This window comes from Mycobacterium asiaticum (assembly GCF_001668675.1).
GTDB classification, from domain to species: Bacteria; Actinomycetota; Actinomycetes; order Mycobacteriales; family Mycobacteriaceae; genus Mycobacterium; species Mycobacterium asiaticum_D.
On record NZ_LZKQ01000146.1, the window covers coordinates 18636 to 37908 of the forward strand.

Genomic DNA, 19273 nt, shown 5'->3' on the forward strand with positions numbered 1-19273 from the left:
CCATGCCAGTGGTGAAAATCAACGCAATCGAGGTGCCGCCCGACGCTGGCCCTGAGCTGGAAAAGCGGTTCGCGCATCGCGCACACGCCGTCGAGAACTCGCCCGGGTTCCTCGGCTTTCAGCTCCTGCGCCCGGTCAAGGGCGAGGACCGGTACTTCGTGGTGACGCACTGGGAGTCCGACGAGGCGTTCCAGGCTTGGGCGAGCGGGCCCGCCATTCAGGCGCATGCTGGTCAGCGTGCCAACCCGGTGGCCACCGGTGCTTCGCTCCTGGAATTCGAGGTCGTGCTCGACGTTGCTGGGAACACTTCGGCGCAGTAGCCGGCGTGCGGCGCGGCGCCGTGTGGTGGCCCTGAGCGCCGCCGCCGCGCTTGTCGTCACGCTTACTTCGAGTTGCTCGTCCTCGCCGACCCCATCGGCCAATGCGGCCAATGCCGGGCACCGGATCGACACCACGACACCGCCGGGTCTGCGGGCTCAGCAGACGATGGACATGTTGAATTCCGATTGGCCGATCGGGCCGGTGGGTGTGCGCACTCTGGCCGCGGCGGATCAGGTGGAATCGGTCGAAGCCACCATGGAGACGCTGTGGTGGGATCGCCCGTTCAAGTTGAGCGGGATCTACATCGGCGCCAACGTCGCGACGTTGCAGCTCGTCTCCTCGTACGGCGCGCGCCAGGACATCCGCATTCATACCAATGACCTGGGTGAGGTGGACCGGTTCGAACTGGAGACCCAACCCCCGCCGCCGATCAATTCGTGGCATGACATCGAGACGGTGCTGAACACCACCGGCGCCCGTTACTCGTATCAGGTCGCGAAGGTCGACAACGGCAACTGTGATCCGGTAGCAGGCGCCAATGCCGGCGAATCTTTGCCGCTGGCTTCGATTTTCAAGCTCTACGTGTTGCACGCCCTGGCCGGAGCAATTCAGCGCGGGACGGTGTCCTGGGACGACCAGTTGACGGTCACCGAGAAGAGCAAGGCCGTCGGTTCGTCGGGCCTGGAACTTGCTCCCGGCGAACAGGTTTCGGTTCGTACCGCGGCCGAGAAGATGATAGCCACCAGCGACAACATGGCCACCGATCTGCTGATCGGTAAGTTGGGAACCCGGGCCATCGAAGAAGCTCTGGCAACCGCGGGCCATCACGACCCGGCCAGCATGACGCCGTTTCCGACCATGTATGAACTCTTTTCGGTCGGTTGGGGTCAGCCCGATCTGCGGGAGCGCTGGAAGCACGCCACGCAACAAGAGCGGGCGGCGCTGCTGGGGCAGGCGAATTCCACTCCGTATCAACCGGACCCGACCCGGGCCCACACGCCCGCGTCCAATTACGGCGCCGAATGGTATGGCAATGCGCAGGATATCTGCCGAGTGCATGTGGCGCTGCAGGCCGACGCTGTCGGCCGGGCCGCTCCGGTCCGCCAGATCCTGTCGGCCGTGTCCGGGATTCAACTGGACCGTCAAGTGTGGCCGTATATCGGCGCGAAAGCCGGTGGTCTACCGGGGGATTTGACGTTCAGCTGGTACGCGGTCGACAAGACCGGTCAGCCGTATGTGGTCAGCTTCCAGCTGAACTGGCCGCGTGATCACGGGCCCACCGTGACCAGTTGGATGTTGAAGGTCGCCAAGCAGGCCTTTGCGATGGTGGCTCCCCGTTAGGGCTGCTGCGTCAGTTCGTCGAAGACGCTGAGAGCGGCGTCGAGGTCTGCCTCGTCAAAGACTTCGCACCTGCTGATCTTGTTGCCGTCGAACATCAGCAGGATGACATCCCGCCACTCGGCGTCCATACCCTCGCGCGAACTCCCGCGGACCACATGGGTGACCACCGTTCCCAGTTCGCCCAACCGGTGCACCGCCTCGACGCGAACGGCTGCCTGCGGTGCGAGCTCCCACGCGACACGGAGTGAACGGCCCAGGTCGCCCTTGCCGACCGCTACCAGCGGTCGATGATCGTCGTCTACCCAGTCCGTCGTTGTCTCGGGAAGCTCGTGTCGATTGAGCGCGGCATACCCGCTCATCACGAGCGACCAGGTGTGCGCGTACCGGGCCGCTTCGCCGGCGAGGTAGCGGGCGTCGAGGTCGGCGAACGCTGCGTCGATGTCGTCAGCGTCGAAGCTCACGGCGGTTCGAATCAGGCCGTCCTCGGCGAGTTCGACGACCTGTAATAGTTCGACGGCAATCGGTCGGCCAGGCGAATCATTGTCTCGATAGCGGACCCGCGTCAGCGAGAGACGAGAGCCTCTGATCGCTATGGCGTCCACTTCCAACCGCCAGCCACTCGGCGCCGTCTCGAACATGGTTTGTATGACCTTGCGCCGTTCCGGTCCTGCCAAGACATCGCGCAGGCCTATTCGGCGGTCCTCGAACCGCCCGTCCGCGGCCCCGAGAGCCAGCAGGCCATCCAGGTCGCGGCGGTTGAACGCGTCGATCACACGCTGCCACGCCCGAAGCGCGGGGTTAGCAAGTTTGTGAGTCAGCCGCTCAAGCTCGGTGAACCGGGCGAGCGCCGCGTCGACGTCCGATTCGTCGAAGATCTCGCAGCGGCTGAGCTGGTCGCCTTCGAACGTCAGCAGGGCGACCACCCGCCACTCGGCATCTAGGCCGTCACCCGTTGTCGCCTGCACAACGTGGGTGACGACAGCTCCCAGCGCGGCCAATCGATGCACCTCCTCGACGTAGATGCTGGCTTGCGGCGCCAGGTCCCATATGGCGCGGAGCGATCGGCCGAGATCGCCCTTCTCGATCCCTACCACCGGTCGATGATCGGCATCCACCCAGTCGGGCGACGTCTCGGGAAGCTCATGCCGAGTGAAGGCAGCATAGGCGCTCGTCACAAGCGACCAGGTGCGTGAGTGCGGCGCCGCTTCCCCGGCGAGGTAGCGAGCGTCGAGTTCTTTCATAGCGCAATCGACGTCGTCAACATCGAACAGGACACGCGCCGCAAGCCGGCCGTCGGCGTCGACCTCGGCTATGGCCAACATCTCGCTGTGGAACGCCTCTGGCCGCGTGTCTCGTCCGGTCAGGACCAAATGGCACAGCGTGAGACGTTGCGCGCGTGTCGCGATGACCGTCACTTTGGCCTTCTTGGTTCCGGTGGCAACTATCGCCTGCAGATCGGCGATCTCGGCGTCTTTACCGTGTCGGATCCCGGCGTTGATGATTCGCCGTCGGTCGTTGGAGCAGGTGTCCTCCGTCATCATCGCGCCCAACGTCGCCCAGTCCTGTGCTCCGATGCGATCCCAATAGCGCACGGTCGACAAGCTCGCGATATTTTCTAGCCGTCGAGTCTGCCGCTGCAGTTCGTCGAACCGGGCCAGCGCCACGTCACGGTCTGACTCATCAAACATCTCGAACCGGCTGACCAGGTCGCCCTCGACGGTGATGATGTCGACACCCCGCCACTCGGCGTCGAAGCCTTCTCCGGACGTTCCGTCGGCCACCCAGGTGACGACGGCGCCGAGGTCGCTGAGTTGATCGACGGCCTCGAAGTAGACCCTTCGGTTCGGGGTGAGTTCCCACGAGGCCTGGATGTAGGCGATCACGTCACCAGGCGGGAAGGCCGTAGCCCGCCGATGATCAATGTTCACCCAGTCGGGTGTGGTCCCGACGAGTTCGTGTCGGTTGACACCCGACAGGGCACGCAAGATACCTGTCCACGCGTGCGCGTGCGGCGCTGCCTCACCAGCCACGTAACGCTCGTCCAACTCGGCGAACGCTGCGTCCAAGTCATCGACATCGAAGGCGATGTGCGCCGTCATCCGGTCATCACAATCGATTTCGACCAGCACGAGTGCCTCGGCGTCGTAGCGCTCGGGCAGGGCGTTCCCACCCGAGAATCGAGTCTTATTCAGCACCAGACGATCTCCGCGAACCGCCAAAACCTTTGATGCGATGCTGGTCGCTCCCAGCCCCGCGATCGCACCCAGATCGGCGATGACTGCATCGCGGCCGCACCTGCGCCCGGCGCGCACTACGCGACGACGGTCATCAGTTATTGCATTGTCGGCCAACGCATCCGCGATCACGTCCCAATCACGCACGGTGAATGCAGCCCCGAACCGCGCACAGGCCCGGCTAGCGGCGTTCTGCAGCCGCCGTGGCCGACGCTGCAACTCCTCGAACCGTGCGAGAGCGGCTTCCAAGTCCGCCTCGTCGAAAACCTCCCCGTGACTAAATTCGCCACCTTCAAGCGTGACAACGCTGATAACGCGCCACTCAGCGCGCAAACCGTCGTGTGATGTCTCCTGCGCCGCGTGGGCGATAACCGCCCCCAAGTCATTCAGCCGATGCACGGTCTCGACATAACTCTGCACATTCGACGCGTGATTCCATGCCGCACTGAGCAGATCAGCCATCTCGCCTGGGGCAAACGACGCTCCCCGGCGGTGGTCGATGTTAATCCAATCTGCAGTGGTGGCGGGCAGTTCGTGCCGGTTGAGCCCTGCGAAAGCCCGCATGATCGGCGCCCAGGTATCTGCGTAGGTAGACGCTTCCCCGGCGAGGTAACGCGCATCGAGTTCGGCGAGGGCCGCTTCGAAATCATTCGCCTCGAAGAAAATACACGCTGCGATCTGTCCGTCGGTGTTGAGTTCCAGGATTCCGAGCACTTCCGTCGAAAACGCCGTCGATCCTTCGTCGAGATTGGAGAAGCAGAGACGGTCAAGGACTAAGCGCTCGCCACGGGTCGCCAGCGCGCTCGAAGCGACAGTCGCAGGCCAGAGGTCAACTACCGCATGCAAATTCGCGATCTGGTCGTCTCGGCCCTTTCGGACCTCGCGGACAACCGGCCGGCGATCGTCGTTGCAGTAATCTGTGGCGAACAAGTCGGTGATGGTGTCCCACTCGCCGGCAGCGAGGTGCGCCAGCAAGCGTTCTCCCATCCTGCTTGCCGCGTTGTCCAACCGCCGTACCTGAGGCTGCAATTCCGCGAACCGGGCCAGCGCGGCACCGAGGTCGGCCTCGTCGAAAACCTCGGAGCGATTGACGAGATCGCCTTCGACGGTCAGCAGATCGACACCGCGCCATTCGGCGTCGAAGCCTTCGCGCGAGCTTCCCAGCGCAGCATGGGTGACGACCGCCCCTACATCGGTCAGCCGATGCACAACCTCGACGTAGGTGGTGATGTGTTGGTCGAGCTCCCAGCCAGCACGCACGTACGCGATCAACTCCCCAGGCGCGTAGCGGGCCGTGCGGCGATGATCGATACTGACCAAATCATCCGGCGTCTGGGGCATCTCGCGGCGGTTCAGTGATGCGTAACCCCGCGCTATCACCGACCAGGCATGCGCATGGGGACTCGCCTCACCCGCGAGGTAACGCGCATCAAGCTCGGCAATCGCCGACGTAAACTCATTGATATCGAACACGATTCGCGCCAGGATGCGCCCGTCGGCACCGACCTCGATAACGTCGAACACTTCGGTGTGGAACGCCTCGGGTCGTCTGTCTCGCGCCCAAGTCTGCGTGCGGCTCAGAACAAGGCGGTCACCGCGGGTCGCGATGACGTCCGCCGTAGCGGCCTGGACCCCTATGTCCACCGTGGCCGCGATTTCCTCGAGCGCGGCAGCTCTGCCCCGGCGCAGGCCGGCGTTCACTGTCCGGCGACGGTCCTCGAAGCAAACGTGCTCGGCCAAGAGCGCTGCCATGCCGTCCCAGTCGCGGGCCGTGAACAGCGCGCGCAACAACTCGCCGGCTCTACTCGCCGCGTTTTCCAGCAGCGGTACCCGCCGCTGTTGAAGCCGCACACTTTCCGCATCGAGTTCGGTGCGGGCAATGTCGATGTCGTCGAGGTCGAACCAGACGGACCGGGCAAGACGCCCTTCCTCGTCAAGCCTCACCACGTGCAGCATCTCGTCTCGCGGTGCCCCAGGGTCAACATCGGCGGTTCCCACTTCGACGCGGACGAGGGCCAGCCGCTCGCCTCGTATGGCGAGGACCTCGTAGCTGTAATGAGTGCTGCCCATCTCATCCGGAAGACGCTTCAGCTCTTCGGCCCAGGTGCGTGCGGACCGGTCCTCACGCGAGAAGCCGACTACCTTTCGGCGACTTTCGATTTCGATATCGGTAGCCATCACTTGCTCGACTTCGCTCCACTCCCCGCTGTTCAGCGCGGCGATGAGCCGTCCGATAGCCCGCACGCACTCGTTGCCCGAATCGGCGACCGGCGCTCTCGGTGGGGCCACCACGACAGAAGGGTCCCCGACTCCCATCACCGCCCGGGCCTTCTCGGCAAGAGCCACAGCGCCTTTGCGGTCATACAAGCCGGCCGCGCGCTCGGCGGCGGCACGCGCACCCGTCGTATCACCGGCGGGAACGCACACCATCGCCAGCGTCAGACAGGCATCACCGTGATCAAGCAGAGCATCGGTCCGCTCGGCGAGGGCAACCGCATCCTGGGCGACGCGCCGCGCTTGCACATAATCACCTGCGCGCGAGAGCAATTGGGCGCGCAGCGCACGCCATGCGATCGAGGCCTTCAAGGCATGGCCGGCCAGGCGCTCGCTCTCTGCGCATAGTTCGAAAGCATCGACATCACGATTCAGGGCAAGGCACGCGCGGCCCAACATCGCCGCCGCCTCGGCGGCGTCGGCATCAAGGCCCATGCGACGGAATCCGTTGTAGGCCTGGCGCAGATGCGGTTCAGCGGCCGCGGGGTCGTCGGCGATCAGTTCGACGATCCCGGCAAAATGCTCAACTTCCAGCAGCGCGTGGCGTAGACCGAGTTCGGTGACGCTGCGCCGAGCCGAATCCATCATTCGGCGAGCAGCGGCAGTCCGGCCGCGGAACGCTTCCAGCACCGCCTGGCACCGCGTGGAGGTCGCCTCGACGGCCGGCGAGTCGGTGGTGATCCGCAGCAGTCGTACCACGTCAAGGCACCGACCGCCTGCGCGCGGAACGGGATTCGGTCCCCACAGGGCGGCCAACGGCGCCCCGGCCAGCACCGCGTTGACCCAGCGATGGTCGTGCGCGCGTCGCGCCGCGGTCAGGGCGTCGTCCAACGCGATTTCGGAGTCGGCGAACCGGCCGAGGCGAGCCAGGCAGCCGGCCCGCACAATATGTGCCTTGGCTTCCCCTGCGGCATCGCCCAATTCGGCCAGTTGCCGCGCGGCCGACGTCAATGCGACTTCGGTATCGTCCAATCGTTCGGGATGGATCAGCATCGACAGCTGTCCGTCGAAGCACGTCGCCCACGCCGCCAACCGGGCCGAAGCCTTTGTCACGTCTTGCAGTTGCGCGATCGCATCCGCTGCCGAAACCATGTCGCCCGCGGCCAAAAGGGCTTCACAGCGGGCCACCAGCAGCTCGGCTTCCTGCTCGTCGCGGTCCGGCAGCTCGTCGTCCAGTTCCTCGAGCGCGTGCAGGGCGTGATCGTAGAGGTCGGCGGCGCCCTCGTAGGCGAGGCGGGTCATCGCCTGGTCCCCGGCGCGCCGGCAGTACTCGACGGCTTTGACCGCATTGCCGGCCCACGCGCATTCGAAGTAGTGATGAGCCAGCTCGGCCAGCAGTTCATCGCCGGCGTGGGGCAGGGTCTCCAACGTGGTGGCAATGCGCTGGTGCAACCGCATCCGCCGCACCGAGGCCAGTTCGGCCAGCAGCGACTGACGAACCAGGGCGTGATTGAACCGGTAGTGACCACCGGGTTCCTCGATCAGAATGCCGGCCTGGCACGCTTCGTCAAACGCATCGACGAGGTCGCTGCCGACCACCTGCTCGACCAGGTCCACCGCGAATCGGCTGCCGACGACGGCGGCCGCGGCGAGAGCTTTATTGGTCGCGCCCGGCAGCCGCGAAAGTCTGCGGCTGACCGCCTCGCGCACCCCCTGCGGCAGGGTCGTCTGGTCCCACACGCCACCGCTTTCGTCAACGTGGCGCAGGGCCTCGATAAGAAAGAAGGGGTTGCCACCCGTCACCGACGCCAGCGCGTGCGCTAGTTCCTCGTCGTCGTATCCGGCTTCGGCCACGTATGCGGTGACGTCGTGCTCATCGAGCCCGCCGAGGCTGAGTCGGTAGGCACTGCCGTCACGGTGTAGGTCGGCGAGCATCGCCGCCAACGGGTGGGAACGGTCCAGGTCGGTGCTGCGGTAGGTGCCGATGACCTGCAGGCGAGCGCGCTCACCGAAGCGCAGCACATGCCGCAGCAACAGCAGCGTCGACTTGGCCGCCCAGTGCAGGTCATCGAGAACCAGCACCACCGGCGCGCTGCGCGACGCAATTTCCAGCACCCCGACGACGGCGTCGAAGAGTGCGTAGCGTTCGGTGTCCGGGTCGAAACGGGGCGGGTTGACGAGATCGGGTACGACATCACCCAGACCGGGCACCAGCGCAAGCAGCGCCTCGACGCCGCGCAACTCTCGCAGCCGCTTGGCCCCAACCGACGGCACGAGCGAACGTAGGGCCTCCGCGAACGGCTGGTAGGGAGCGCCGAGGTCTTCGTCGCAACGCCCGTACAGCACCACCGCTCCCTGGGCGAAGGCCCGCTGCGACCATTCGCCCGCCAAACGTGTCTTGCCCACGCCCGGCTCGCCGGCGACCAGGACCGCGCACGCTCCGCCGATCGATGCCGTCTGCCATGTCGACAGCAGCTTCTCGAGTTCGGCGCCGCGCCCGACGAACGGCCCGGCGCCCAGCAGCACCGCGGGAAGCTCGGGGTGCTGCATCGGTTCATCGCTGGTCTGCGGCTGCGCGACGTCGGCGGCGGCGCCGAGCCGCAGCTCGAAGACGTGTTCGGGACGCGCGAGGTTACGCAACTGACGCATGCCCAGATCGGCGAGCTCGACATCGTCCGGCAGGGTGTCGATGACCAGCTCAGCGGTCGCTCCCGAGCACAGGATCTGACCACCCTCGGCCAGCGACCGCAGCCGGGCGGCACGGTTGACCGCGCGACCGAAATAGTCACCGTCGCGCAGCTCGACCTCACCGGTATGCAGGGCGATGCGGACCCGCATGGGTGCGGGCAACGCCCAGGGCTCGTGGCCGATCGCTTCCTGTAGATCGATGGCCGCGGCCGCGGCCGCGGAGGGCCGGTCGAACACCGAGAACGTCGCATCACCTTCGCCTCGGGTCTTGATCAACCGTCCCCCGCGCGAGGTGACCACCTGCAGGACCAGCTCGTCGTGCCGCGCAAGCGCCACCGCCATCGCCCCGGCGTCGGCCTCCCAGGCGGCGGTTGATCCCTCGATGTCGGTCAGCAGGAAGGTGACCGCACGGGTGACCGATGAGAGTTGTTGTTCGGCAACATGATCCAACGAGGGGTCCTGGGCCACGATCGCGGCCTCCAGCCGGCGCAGCTCCGGTCCCGGATCCATCCCGAGCTCGTCCGCCAACAGCGCTCGCGCCCGCTGGAAAGCGCCGAGCGCCTCACCCTGCCTGCCGGACCGGTAGAGGGCCAGCATCAGTTGGCCCCAACGCCTTTCGCGTAACGGCGCATCGGCCACCGCGGCCTCCAGATCGCCGATGACTTCAGCGGCGCGGCCCGTAGCCAGCACCGCGTCCGCGCGGTCCTCGACCAGTGCGGCGTGGCCTTCGATCCAGCGGGTCTTCTCGGACAGTCCGCGCCGCCCTTCGGGCAGTTCCGGGATTCCGCGCCATAGCCGCAATGCTTCCTCGAAGCGGGCCACCGCCTGGCTGGTGTCGCCGGCCGTTGCGGCCTCGCGTCCCATCTTGGCCGCCGTCCGGAAGCGCGCGGCGTCGACTTCGGGCCCCTGCAACGTCCAGCCCGCGCCCGCGGTCACCACCACTCCGTCGCCGAGTGTCCGACGAAGCGACGAGATGTGGGTCTGCAGAGCCTTGGCGGCGGTGCGCGGCGGGTCATCTCCCCACAGCAGCTCGATCAGCGTGTCCGCCGATACCACCGAACCCTCGTGCAATCCGAGCAACGTGAGGATGGCGCGCGGCTTGGCGCCCGGGATCGTGACGGGCGCTCCGTGCTGCCAGACGCGCAGAGGTCCCAAAACCCCCAGTTCCACCGATGGAAGCGTACTCACATCGACCATCGTCGGTAAGACGATTCAATAGCTGGTCAAGATCGGGTAAAGGTTTACAGCCGCAGCGTCCAGCCCGCCCCGCGGAAATGCAGCACGGTGCGGCTCACCGGTGCCACGTCGATCCGCCAGAACGATGCCGGTGGGGTGTCCAGGGCGAGCAGGATCGCCGCCCGGACGACGGAGGGATGGGTGACGGCCACGGTCTGCCTCGGATCACTCGCCGCCTGCAGCGACGCCAACCACCCCGCCACCCGCTCGCGGAGATCCAGCACCGACTCTCCGCCGTGAGGTTTGGCCGCCGGATCGGTGAGCCATGGTCCCAGCTGACCATCGCCGAGATCGGCCAGCGACTGTCCGCGCCAGCCGCCGCAGTCCAGGTCGGCCAATTGCGGCTCGATCCCCGGCCTCAGACCCAGCAGCTTGGCGGTCTGCTGGGTGCGGTGTTCGGGTGCGCTCACCGGGCGGACCTCACCTCGCAACCCGAGTGCTCTGGTCACCCGGACCGCGTCGACCTGCTTTCGTCCCAGCTCGCTGAGTGGCTCGTCGACCGGGAAACGCCCGGCCGCCATCGCATCGGTCATTGCGTGCGACACCAACGTCAGCCGAAGAACTCCGGTCACGCCGCCAAACTCGTCGCCCGCTCAGCGTCCCCGCCCAACAGTCGCGCCGCCAGCGTCGCGAAGGTCAGCCCGATGCCCGCCCACAGCACCAACTGGGCGCCAAGCGAGACGAGGCGGAAGTCGTAGAGCACATCGGCTGGGAAGTTCGCCGGAGTCTCGTGCACCGTCGGCAACGCCAGCGCCACCCCCGTGACCGCCGCGAAATACGTACCTACCCCAAGCAGCCCGGCTCGCCACGCGCCCAATCGCGACGACAGCCGTCGAGCAAGCCAGGTGGCAGCTATCGCCAGCACCCCTGAGGCGGCCACCAGCACCAGATACCACCCGGTACGGAATCCGATGGTGCCGGACTGGCCGACCGCCGGCGGGTTCGCCGGGTACTTCAGAAACGGCACCAGATAAAGCACCGTGAACGCGACCGCCGCGAGTTGCATCGAAAAGGGTTGCGGCGCAACGGCTCCGATGCGGCCGTACGCAACGCAGAACAGCACTGCGAAAAGCACACCGATCGCGACACCGAAAATCAGGACCCCGAAGCCCAGCCCGGCGTTGCCCTGCACCCCGCGACTGAACAACTCCGCGCCGTGTTCGTGCACCCCGGGGGCGGCGTCGGCGCGGCGTTCCTCGAAATCGATCGCCCGACTGATCACGGGCTCAGCGACCAGGCGGGCGAAGACGAATGCCGCCACGGCACCTACCGCACCGGCCAGCAGGCCACGCAGGATCAGGCGCTTCTCCATTGCCTCAGGCCCGTGCGGCTAGTGGCAGGGGAACCCGAGCAGATGCCTTGCGTCGTGGAAGAATTCGTGGACGTGTGCATCACTGCCGAACAGTGACACAGCCCCCTGCTCGATGCCGACGAAATAGATCGCCAACAATGCCAACACGGTAGCGGCCGCAAGCCACAGGGCCGCGCTTGCCGCCGACAGGTCAACTGCGCCAGCCCGGGCGGTCGGTGCATTCGTCACGATCGAACTCCTTCTGGGATTTTCGCGTCCCGCTGGTGGTTGGTGACGGCTACGGGTCTGACTGTGACAGTGGCGCGACCGTTCTGGAATTTCACCAGATTCCGTAGCTCGTCAGCTGGGCCGTGGGTTACCGGCCTGACTATCCCGACGTCCCGGGACCGCCGGCGCCTGCCTTCGCCAGGTCTGGCTCCGCCGGTGGCTTGCGAGTGCCGGTGAAGGTGAAGACCGCGTCCTCGCCCGCACCTTCACCGTCCCAGTTGTCCACATCGACGGTCACGATCTGGCCGGGACCGATCTCTTCGAACAGGATCTTCTCCGAGAGCTGGTCCTCGATCTCGCGCTGGATGGTGCGGCGCAACGGCCGGGCACCCAGCACCGGGTCGAAGCCGCGCTTGGCCAGCAGCGACTTGGCCTTGTCGGTCAGCTCGAGGGCCATGTCCTTGCTCTTGAGCTGAGTGGCCACCCGGTTGATCATCAGGTCGACCATCCGGATGATCTCGTCGCGAGTCAGCTGGTGGAAGACGATGATGTCGTCGATGCGGTTCAGGAACTCCGGGCGGAAGTGCTTCTTCAGCTCGTCGTTGACCTTCTGCTTCATCCGCTCGTAGTTGTTGTCGCCGCCGGTCTGGCTGAACCCGAGGCCGACAGGCTTGGAGATGTCGGATGTCCCCAGGTTCGACGTGAAGATCAGGACGGTGTTTTTGAAGTCCACCGTGCGACCCTGACCATCGGTGAGCCGACCGTCCTCGAGAACCTGCAACAGGCTGTTGTAGATCTCCTGGTGCGCCTTCTCGATCTCGTCGAACAACACCACACTGAACGGCTTGCGGCGAACCTTCTCGGTGAGCTGGCCGCCCTCTTCATAGCCGACGTATCCCGGCGGGGCACCGAACAGCCGCGACGCGGTGAACCGGTCGTGGAACTCACCCATGTCGATCTGGATGAGCGCGTCGTCGTCCCCGAACAGGAAGTTGGCCAGCGCCTTGGACAGCTCGGTCTTACCGACACCGGACGGGCCGGCAAAGATGAACGAGCCCGAGGGACGCTTGGGGTCCTTCAGTCCGGCACGGGTACGGCGGATCGCCTTGGAGACCGCCTTGACGGCGTCCTCCTGGCCGATGATCCGCTTGTGCAGCTCGTCCTCCATGCGCAGCAGGCGCGTGGTCTCGGCCTCGGTCAGCTTGAACACCGGAATACCGGTCCAGTTACCCAGCACCTCGGCGATCTGCTCGTCATCAACCTCGGCGACCACGTCCAGATCACCCGAACGCCACTGCTTTTCCCGCTCGGCACGCTGCGCGACCAGGGTCTTCTCGCGGTCGCGCAGGCTGGCGGCCTTCTCGAAGTCCTGGGCGTCGATCGCCGATTCCTTCTCCCGGCGCGCCTCGGCGATCTTTTCGTCGAACTCGCGCAGGTCTGGCGGCGCAGTCATGCGACGGATGCGCATGCGGGCCCCGGCCTCGTCGATCAGGTCGATTGCCTTGTCCGGCAGGAACCGGTCGTTGATGTAACGGTCGGCCAGCGTCGCCGCCGCCACCAGGGCGGGGTCGGTGATCGACACGCGGTGGTGCGCCTCGTAACGGTCGCGCAGACCCTTGAGGATCTCGATGGTGTGCTCCACCGTGGGCTCGCCGACCTGCACCGGCTGGAAGCGGCGCTCCAGTGCGGCGTCCTTCTCGATGTACTTGCGGTACTCGTCGAGCGTGGTGGCGCCGATGGTCTGCAGCTCCCCGCGGGCCAGCTTCGGCTTCAGGATGCTGGCTGCGTCGATGGCACCCTCGGCGGCGCCCGCACCGACCAGCGTGTGCAGCTCGTCGATGAACAGGATGATGTCGCCGCGCGTGTTGATTTCCTTGAGCACCTTCTTCAGGCGCTCTTCGAAGTCACCGCGGTAGCGGGAGCCGGCGACCAGCGATCCCAGGTCCAGCGTGTAGAGCTGCTTGTCCTTGAGCGTCTCGGGCACCTCGCCGTGCACGATGGCCTGCGCGAGGCCCTCGACCACGGCGGTCTTGCCGACGCCCGGCTCGCCGATCAGCACCGGGTTGTTCTTGGTGCGCCGGCTCAGCACCTGCATCACCCGCTCGATTTCCTTCTCGCGGCCGATGACCGGGTCCAGCTTGCCCTCCATCGCGGCCGCGGTCAGGTTGCGGCCGAACTGGTCGAGCACCAGCGACGTGGACGGACTGCCGGACTCGCCCCCGCGGCCGCCGGTGCCGGCCTCCGCGGCTTCCTTGCCCTGGTAGCCGGACAGCAGCTGGATCACCTGCTGGCGCACCCGGGTCAGCTCGGCGCCCAGCTTGACCAGCACCTGCGCCGCCACGCCCTCACCCTCGCGGATCAGGCCCAGCAGGATGTGCTCGGTGCCGATGTAGTTGTGGCCCAGCTGCAGCGCCTCACGAAGGCTCAACTCCAGGACCTTCTTGGCGCGCGGGGTGAACGGGATGTGCCCGGACGGGGCCTGCTGGCCCTGGCCGATGATCTCCTCGACCTGGCTGCGCACGCCTTCCAGCGAGATGCCCAGCGACTCCAGCGACTTCGCTGCGACGCCCTCACCTTCGTGGATAAGACCCAACAGAATGTGCTCGGTGCCGATGTAGTTGTGGTTGAGCATCCTGGCCTCTTCTTGAGCCAAGACGACCACCCTGCGGGCACGGTCGGTAAATCTCTCGAACATCCGCGGTTACCTGCTCTCCCTCACCATTCGGTACTCCCTCATTGTCGGTACAAGGCCGACAGCGTGCACCTCTAACCACTGTAATGGTCGGCCTGCCAGGGTTCCTAACCTCGCAGTGCGCCGCGGTGCCGAAGCGCAACAGAATAACGAGGAAATACCCCAATGCGTTTCCCGCACCGGCCCTCGATCGCTTCGCCGCAAGCGAAACCCGAGAGAAATGTGAAAAGACCGGCGCCCGAGCCGTCCAAGCCCGGGCGCCGGTAAACGATGACTCGCCGGTTACGTTGCCGGCTACGTTCCGGTTACGTTGCCGCGTGGAAAGCGTCGATGACGTCGGCCGGGATGCGGCCCCGTGTCGACACATTGTGCCCGTTGCGGCGCGCCCATTCCCGGATCGCGGCGCTCTGTTCGCGGTCGATGGCGCCACGGCCCCGACCCGAACCGGACCGCCCGCGCCGCCTACCGCCGACCCGACGGCCGGCCGCGACCCATTGCTTCAGGTCGTTGCGCAGTTTTGCCGCATTCTTACTGGAAAGGTCGATCTCATAGGTCACCCCGTCAAGCCCGAATTCGACCGTTTCGTCGGCGGCGCCGGCACCGTCGAAATCATCGACCAAGGTGACGGTGACTTTCTTCGCCATTGGCTTACCCTCGCGTTTCTACCTGAGCAGTTACAGGTCCAGTTTGTTTAGACTCCCCGCTTACTAATCTGCCATAACAGCGGAAAATCCTCAATCCGAGCCGAACTTGCGCAGTTCAGTTGGCGTGTGGTCTAACAATCGGGAACAAAACAGTCTCCCTAATTGACAGCCCGGTCAAACACATCAACAAGCGGTCGATACCCATTCCCGTTCCGGTGCACGGTGGCATCCCGAACTCGAGAGCGGCGAGAAAATCTTCGTCGAGTTGCATCGCCTCGTCATCGCCGGCCGCGGCGGCCCGGGCTTGATCGGCGAACCTATCCCGTTGTACTACCGGATCGTTTAATTCCGAGTATCCGGTCGCCAACTCCATTCCCCGTACGTACAGGTCCCACTTCTCGGTGACGCCGGGGATACTGCGGTGCTGGCGGGTCAAAGGCGTTGTCTCGACCGGAAAATCCCTGACGAACGTCGGTGCGGTCAGGCTGTTGCCGACCGTGTGTTCCCACAGTTCCTCGACGAGTTTGCCGTGACCGAAGCCGCGGTCGTCAGGAATCTCGACCGAGAGTCGGTCGGCAATCGAGCGCAACCGTTCGACCGTGGTCTCGGGTGTGATCTCTTCACCCAGTGCGTCCGAGAGTGACGAATACATCTGCAGAGTCGCCCATTCTCCGTCGATGTTGTAGACGCTGCCATCGGGCATCTGCAGTTCTCTGGTCCCGAGCGCCTCGTCGGCTACCTCTTGAATAAGCTCTCTTGTGACCACAGCCGAATCGTCATAGGTGGCATAGGTCTGATAGGTCTCCAACATCGAGAATTCCGGTGAATGCGTGGAATCGGTGCCTTCGTTTCGGAACACCCGATTAAGTTCGAAGACCTTGTCAAAACCTCCGACGATGCACCGCTTGAGGAACAGTTCCGGCGCGATACGCAGGTAAAGGTCGATGTCCAGCGCATTGGAATGCGTGACGAAGGGACGCGCAGCCGCGCCACCGGCCAGCGTCTGCAGGATCGGCGTTTCGACTTCGAAGAACCCACGCCGTTCCAGTGCATTCCTAATCGCGCGGATAACCGCAATACGCTGCCGGGCGACTTGACGCGCCTGCGGGCGAACGATCAGGTCGACGTAGCGCTGCCGCACCCTCGCCTCTTCGCTCATCTCCTTGTGCGCGACCGGTAGCGGGCGCAGCGACTTCGCGCCCATCTGCCAGGAATCGGCCAGTACCGACAATTCGCCGCGCCGTGAGCTGATCACGGTGCCGTGCACGAAAACGACGTCGCCGAGGTCGACGTCCGCCTTCCAGGCGTCCAGGGATTGCTGACCGACTTTGTCGAGGCTGACCATGGCCTGCAGCTGGGTGCCGTCGCCGTCCTGCAGCGTGGCGAAACACAATTTACCGGTGTTGCGGGCGAAAACGACTCGGCCGGCCACTCCCACGACATCCTCGGTGGCGGTGTCAACCGGCAGATCAGGGTAGGCGGCGCGGATCTCGGCCAAGGTGTGGGTGCGCTGCACGGCCACCGGATACGGGTCGTGGCCTTCGGCCAGCAGCCGAGCGCGCTTGTCCCGCCGGATCCGGAACTGCTCGGGAAGGTCCTCGTCAGGGTCTCGATCGGCGGCACTCACGACGTGCCAGCTTAAATGAACTCGTCGGAGCGCTCAGTGGGCGGTCTTGAGCCGGCCGCGCTGAGCGTCCCGGTTACGCTCGAAGACCAGCCGCAGCCCGTGCAGGGTCAGGTGCTGGTCGTAGTGCTCGACGGTGTGCAACTCGGGCAGCAGCAGCGGCGCGGTGTGCCCGGTCGCGACGACCGCGACGTCGTCGGCGGCGGAGAAGCCCTTCACGTCCTCCCGGATGCGCTCGACCAGACCGTCGACCAGTCCGGCGAAACCGAACACGGCACCGGCCTGCATGCATTCCACGGTGTTCTTGCCGACCACCGACCGGGGCCGGGCCAGTTCGACTCGGCGCAGCGCCGCCGACCGCGCCGCCGCGGCGTCGGAGGACACCTGCACGCCGGGCGCGATGGCACCGCCGAGGAATTCGCCCTTGGCCGAAACGACGTCGACACAGATCGAGGATCCGAAGTCCACGACGATGGCCGCCTTGCCGAATTTGTTGAAGGCGGCCAGGCAGTTCACGATTCGGTCGGCGCCGACCTCTTTGGGGTTGTCGACCAGCAGCGGGATTCCGGTGCGCACGCCGGGCTCGATCAGCACGTGCGGCACTGACGGCCAGTACTGATCCAGCATGATCCGCACCTCATGCAGCACCGAGGGCACTGTGGACAGCGCGGCGGTGCCGGTCAGCCGCTCGGCATCGTCCCCGATCAGCCCATCGATGGTCAGGGCCAGCTCGTCCGCGGTGACCTCGGACTCGGTGCGTATCCGCCACTGCTGCACCACTTTTGCGTGTTCTTTGCCCCCCGAGAGCAAACCGACGACGGTGTGGGTGTTGCGGACGTCGATCGCCAGCAGCACGGTTACCGCACGCCGATGCGCGGGTCGAGCAATTCGTCGACGCCGTCGGGCACGAAAGCGGGGTCGCTGCCGAGGTCGATCTGCTTGTTCTGGGCGTCGACGAACACGATCCGCGGCCGGTATGCCCGCGCTTCGGCGTCTTCCATGGTCCCGTAGGCGATCAGGATCACCAGGTCGCCTGGGTGGATCAGATGCGCTGCGGCTCCGTTGATTCCGATCACGCCGCTGCCGCGTTCGCCGGTGATCGCGTAGGTGACCAGGCGGGCGCCGTTGTCGATGTCGACGATGGTGACCTGTTCGCCTTCGAGCAGGTCGGCGGCGTCCATCAGGTCGGCGTCGATGGTCACCGACCCTACGTAGTGCAGGTCGGCCTGGGTGACGGTGGCGCGGTGGATCTTCGACTTCAGCATCGTCCGTAACATCAGTTCCTCCATTGGTTTTGGTTGTACTCGTCCAGCCCGGAGGTGCCGGCGAGGTTACCGATTTGGATTGCAACGTTGTCCAGAAGTCTGGTGCTGCCCAACCGGGCGGCGATCAACAGCCGGCCGGATCCGTTGCGCGGCACCGGACCCAGCTCGGTGTCGCGCAGCTGCAGATAATCGACCAAGAGCCCGGGCGTGGCATCGAGCACCGCGCGGGCGGCGTCCAGGGCTGCCTGCCCGCCGTGGCCGGCGGCGTGCGCACCGGCGGTCAGCGCCGCCGAAAGCGCCACGGCCAGTTTCCGCTGCTGCGGATCCAGGTAGCGGTTGCGCGACGACATCGCCAGCCCGTCGGTTTCCCGCACGGTCGGCACACCGACCACTTGGACATCGAGGTTCAGATCGGTGACCATCTGCCGGATCAGGACCAGTTGCTGGTAGTCCTTCTCGCCGAAGAAAGCGCGATCCGGGCGCACGATCTGCAGCAGCTTCAAAACCACCGTCAGCATCCCCGCGAAATGCGTTGGCCGGGCCGCACCTTCGAGTTCGGCGGCCAGCGGACCGGGCTGCACTGTGGTGCGCATGCCGTCGGGATACATCGCCGCGGCGCTGGGTGCGAACACGATGTCCACGCCCTCCTCGCGCAACAGCGCGATGTCGTCGTCCAGGGTGCGCGGGTAGGCGTCGAGATCCTCACCGGCCCCGAACTGCAGCGGGTTGACGAAGATCGACACTACGACCACCGAGCCCGGCACCCGCTTGGCGGCGCGAACCAGGGAAAGGTGTCCCGCGTGCAGCGCACCCATGGTCGGCACCAGCATCACCCGCCGGCCGGTGTGACGCAGGGCACGGGTGACGTCGCTCACTTCCCGCGGCACCGAGTACAGATTGAGTTCGCCGGCGTTGAATTTGCGCGGCTGTCCGAGCTTCACCGGGCCAACACCTCGAGCACTTCATCGGGTGCGTGGGCCCGGCGCGCGGTCCGCAGCGCGTTCACCCGGTAGGCCTGCGCCAGTTGCGGGTTGGCGTCCTCGAGCGCGCGCAGATGGCCGGCGACGGCCTCGGCGTCCCCGCGGGCTACCGGACCGGTCAGCGCGGCCTGACCGCGTTGCAGCGTGTTCTCCAGGGCCGCCCGGGCCAGCGGGCCCACGATGCGTTCGGCGATCCCGCCCGGCTGGCTGTCGATGCGCTGCTGCCCGAGCAGTTCGTCGCCGCGCAGCGCCGTCCGCAGCGCCTCGAGAGCGTCGGCAAGCACCGTGACCAGGTGGTTGGACGCGTGAGCCAGGGCGGCGTGGTAAAGGACGCGGGCGTCCTCGCGCACGCAGAACGGCTCGCCGCCCATTTCCAGCACCAGCGACTGGCCGATGGCATAGCCGATGTCGTCGGCCGCGGTAACGCCGAAGCAGGTGTCGGGCAGCCGCGCGATGTCCTCGTCAGCGCCGGTGAACGTCATGGCGGGATGGATCGCCAGCGGCATGCAGCCCTG

13 protein-coding genes and 1 riboswitch are annotated in these 19273 nt (G+C 65.9%); of the genes, 2 read left to right on the plus strand and 11 right to left on the minus strand.

All coding sequences use genetic code 11. The annotated features are described in order from the left end of the window. The first annotated feature begins 2 nt into the window (after nt 1-2). Together mhuD and A9X01_RS12735 are read left to right on the plus strand one after the other, a co-directional pair. Nucleotides 3-320 carry a mycobilin-forming heme oxygenase MhuD gene (mhuD, locus tag A9X01_RS12730; RefSeq protein WP_036363124.1) on the plus strand — a complete coding sequence of 106 codons (318 nt, stop codon included), beginning with the start codon at nt 3-5 and terminating at the stop codon, nt 318-320. Then, complete coding sequence (locus A9X01_RS12735) at nt 295-1662, plus strand: class A beta-lactamase-related serine hydrolase (protein WP_253849118.1); 1368 nt, start codon at nt 295-297, stop codon at nt 1660-1662. Before mhuD ends, A9X01_RS12735 begins: the two co-directional genes overlap by 26 nt. On the opposite strand, the gene A9X01_RS12740 is transcribed toward A9X01_RS12735, so the two are convergent. The 11 genes from A9X01_RS12740 to A9X01_RS12790 all read right to left on the minus strand — a co-directional run. Beyond that, on the minus strand, nt 1659-9968 hold the full coding sequence (locus A9X01_RS12740; protein WP_065121133.1) for a BTAD domain-containing putative transcriptional regulator: 8310 nt from the start codon (nt 9966-9968) through the stop codon (nt 1659-1661). The two genes, A9X01_RS12735 and A9X01_RS12740, sit on opposite strands and share 4 nt — an antisense overlap. 71 nt (nt 9969-10039) lie before the next feature. Continuing rightward, a complete protein-coding gene (locus tag A9X01_RS12745; RefSeq protein WP_065121120.1) occupies nt 10040-10606 on the minus strand; it encodes a histidine phosphatase family protein in 567 nt (188 codons plus the stop codon). Next, a complete protein-coding gene (locus A9X01_RS12750) occupies nt 10603-11346 on the minus strand; it encodes a CbtA family protein (protein WP_065121121.1) in 744 nt (247 codons plus the stop codon). The genes A9X01_RS12745 and A9X01_RS12750 overlap by 4 nt, the downstream gene beginning before the upstream one ends. A gap of 18 nt (nt 11347-11364) precedes the next feature. After that, nucleotides 11365-11574 (minus strand): CbtB domain-containing protein, encoded by a 210-nt coding sequence (locus tag A9X01_RS12755; protein WP_065121122.1) that lies wholly within the window; start codon nt 11572-11574, stop codon nt 11365-11367. Nucleotides 11575-11616: 42 nt separating this feature from the next. Next, nucleotides 11617-11689, minus strand: a riboswitch (adenosylcobalamin-variant (AdoCbl-variant) riboswitch). Between the two features lie 24 nt (nt 11690-11713). Continuing rightward, entirely contained in the window at nt 11714-14248 is a 2535-nt protein-coding gene (clpC1, locus tag A9X01_RS12760; protein WP_065121123.1) for an ATP-dependent protease ATP-binding subunit ClpC, read from the minus strand. A gap of 302 nt (nt 14249-14550) precedes the next feature. Next, nucleotides 14551-14889: a histone-like nucleoid-structuring protein Lsr2 gene (gene lsr2 / locus A9X01_RS12765; RefSeq protein ID WP_036363110.1), complete on the minus strand. Its 339-nt coding sequence runs from the start codon at nt 14887-14889 to the stop codon at nt 14551-14553. Nucleotides 14890-15004: 115 nt separating this feature from the next. Then, nucleotides 15005-16516 (minus strand): lysine--tRNA ligase, encoded by a 1512-nt coding sequence (gene lysS, locus A9X01_RS12770; RefSeq protein ID WP_065121124.1) that lies wholly within the window; start codon nt 16514-16516, stop codon nt 15005-15007. 33 nt (nt 16517-16549) lie between these two features. Next, nucleotides 16550-17368: a type III pantothenate kinase gene (locus tag A9X01_RS12775; protein WP_065121125.1), complete on the minus strand. Its 819-nt coding sequence runs from the start codon at nt 17366-17368 to the stop codon at nt 16550-16552. A gap of 2 nt (nt 17369-17370) precedes the next feature. Continuing rightward, on the minus strand, nt 17371-17790 hold the full coding sequence (gene panD / locus A9X01_RS12780) for an aspartate 1-decarboxylase (protein ID WP_065121134.1): 420 nt from the start codon (nt 17788-17790) through the stop codon (nt 17371-17373). Continuing rightward, nucleotides 17790-18719 carry a pantoate--beta-alanine ligase gene (gene panC / locus A9X01_RS12785; protein ID WP_065121126.1) on the minus strand — a complete coding sequence of 310 codons (930 nt, stop codon included), beginning with the start codon at nt 18717-18719 and terminating at the stop codon, nt 17790-17792. The genes panD and panC overlap by 1 nt, the downstream gene beginning before the upstream one ends. Beyond that, nucleotides 18716-19273 (minus strand): DUF2520 domain-containing protein (locus tag A9X01_RS12790; RefSeq protein WP_155772066.1); only part of this gene is annotated, 558 nt, incomplete at its 5' end. The genes panC and A9X01_RS12790, both read right to left, overlap by 4 nt.

What these genes read in the sequence shown, in the direction of transcription:
- clpC1 (WP_065121123.1), bottom strand. Translation starts at nt 14,248, where the DNA reads ATGTTCGAGAGATTTACCGACCGTGCCCGCAGGGTGGTCGTCTTGGCT.
- A9X01_RS12750 (WP_065121121.1), bottom strand. Translation starts at nt 11,346, where the DNA reads ATGGAGAAGCGCCTGATCCTGCGTGGCCTGCTGGCCGGTGCGGTAGGT.
- panD (WP_065121134.1), bottom strand. Translation starts at nt 17,790, where the DNA reads ATGTTACGGACGATGCTGAAGTCGAAGATCCACCGCGCCACCGTCACC.
- lsr2 (WP_036363110.1), bottom strand. Translation starts at nt 14,889, where the DNA reads ATGGCGAAGAAAGTCACCGTCACCTTGGTCGATGATTTCGACGGTGCC.
- mhuD (WP_036363124.1), top strand. Translation starts at nt 3, where the DNA reads ATGCCAGTGGTGAAAATCAACGCAATCGAGGTGCCGCCCGACGCTGGC.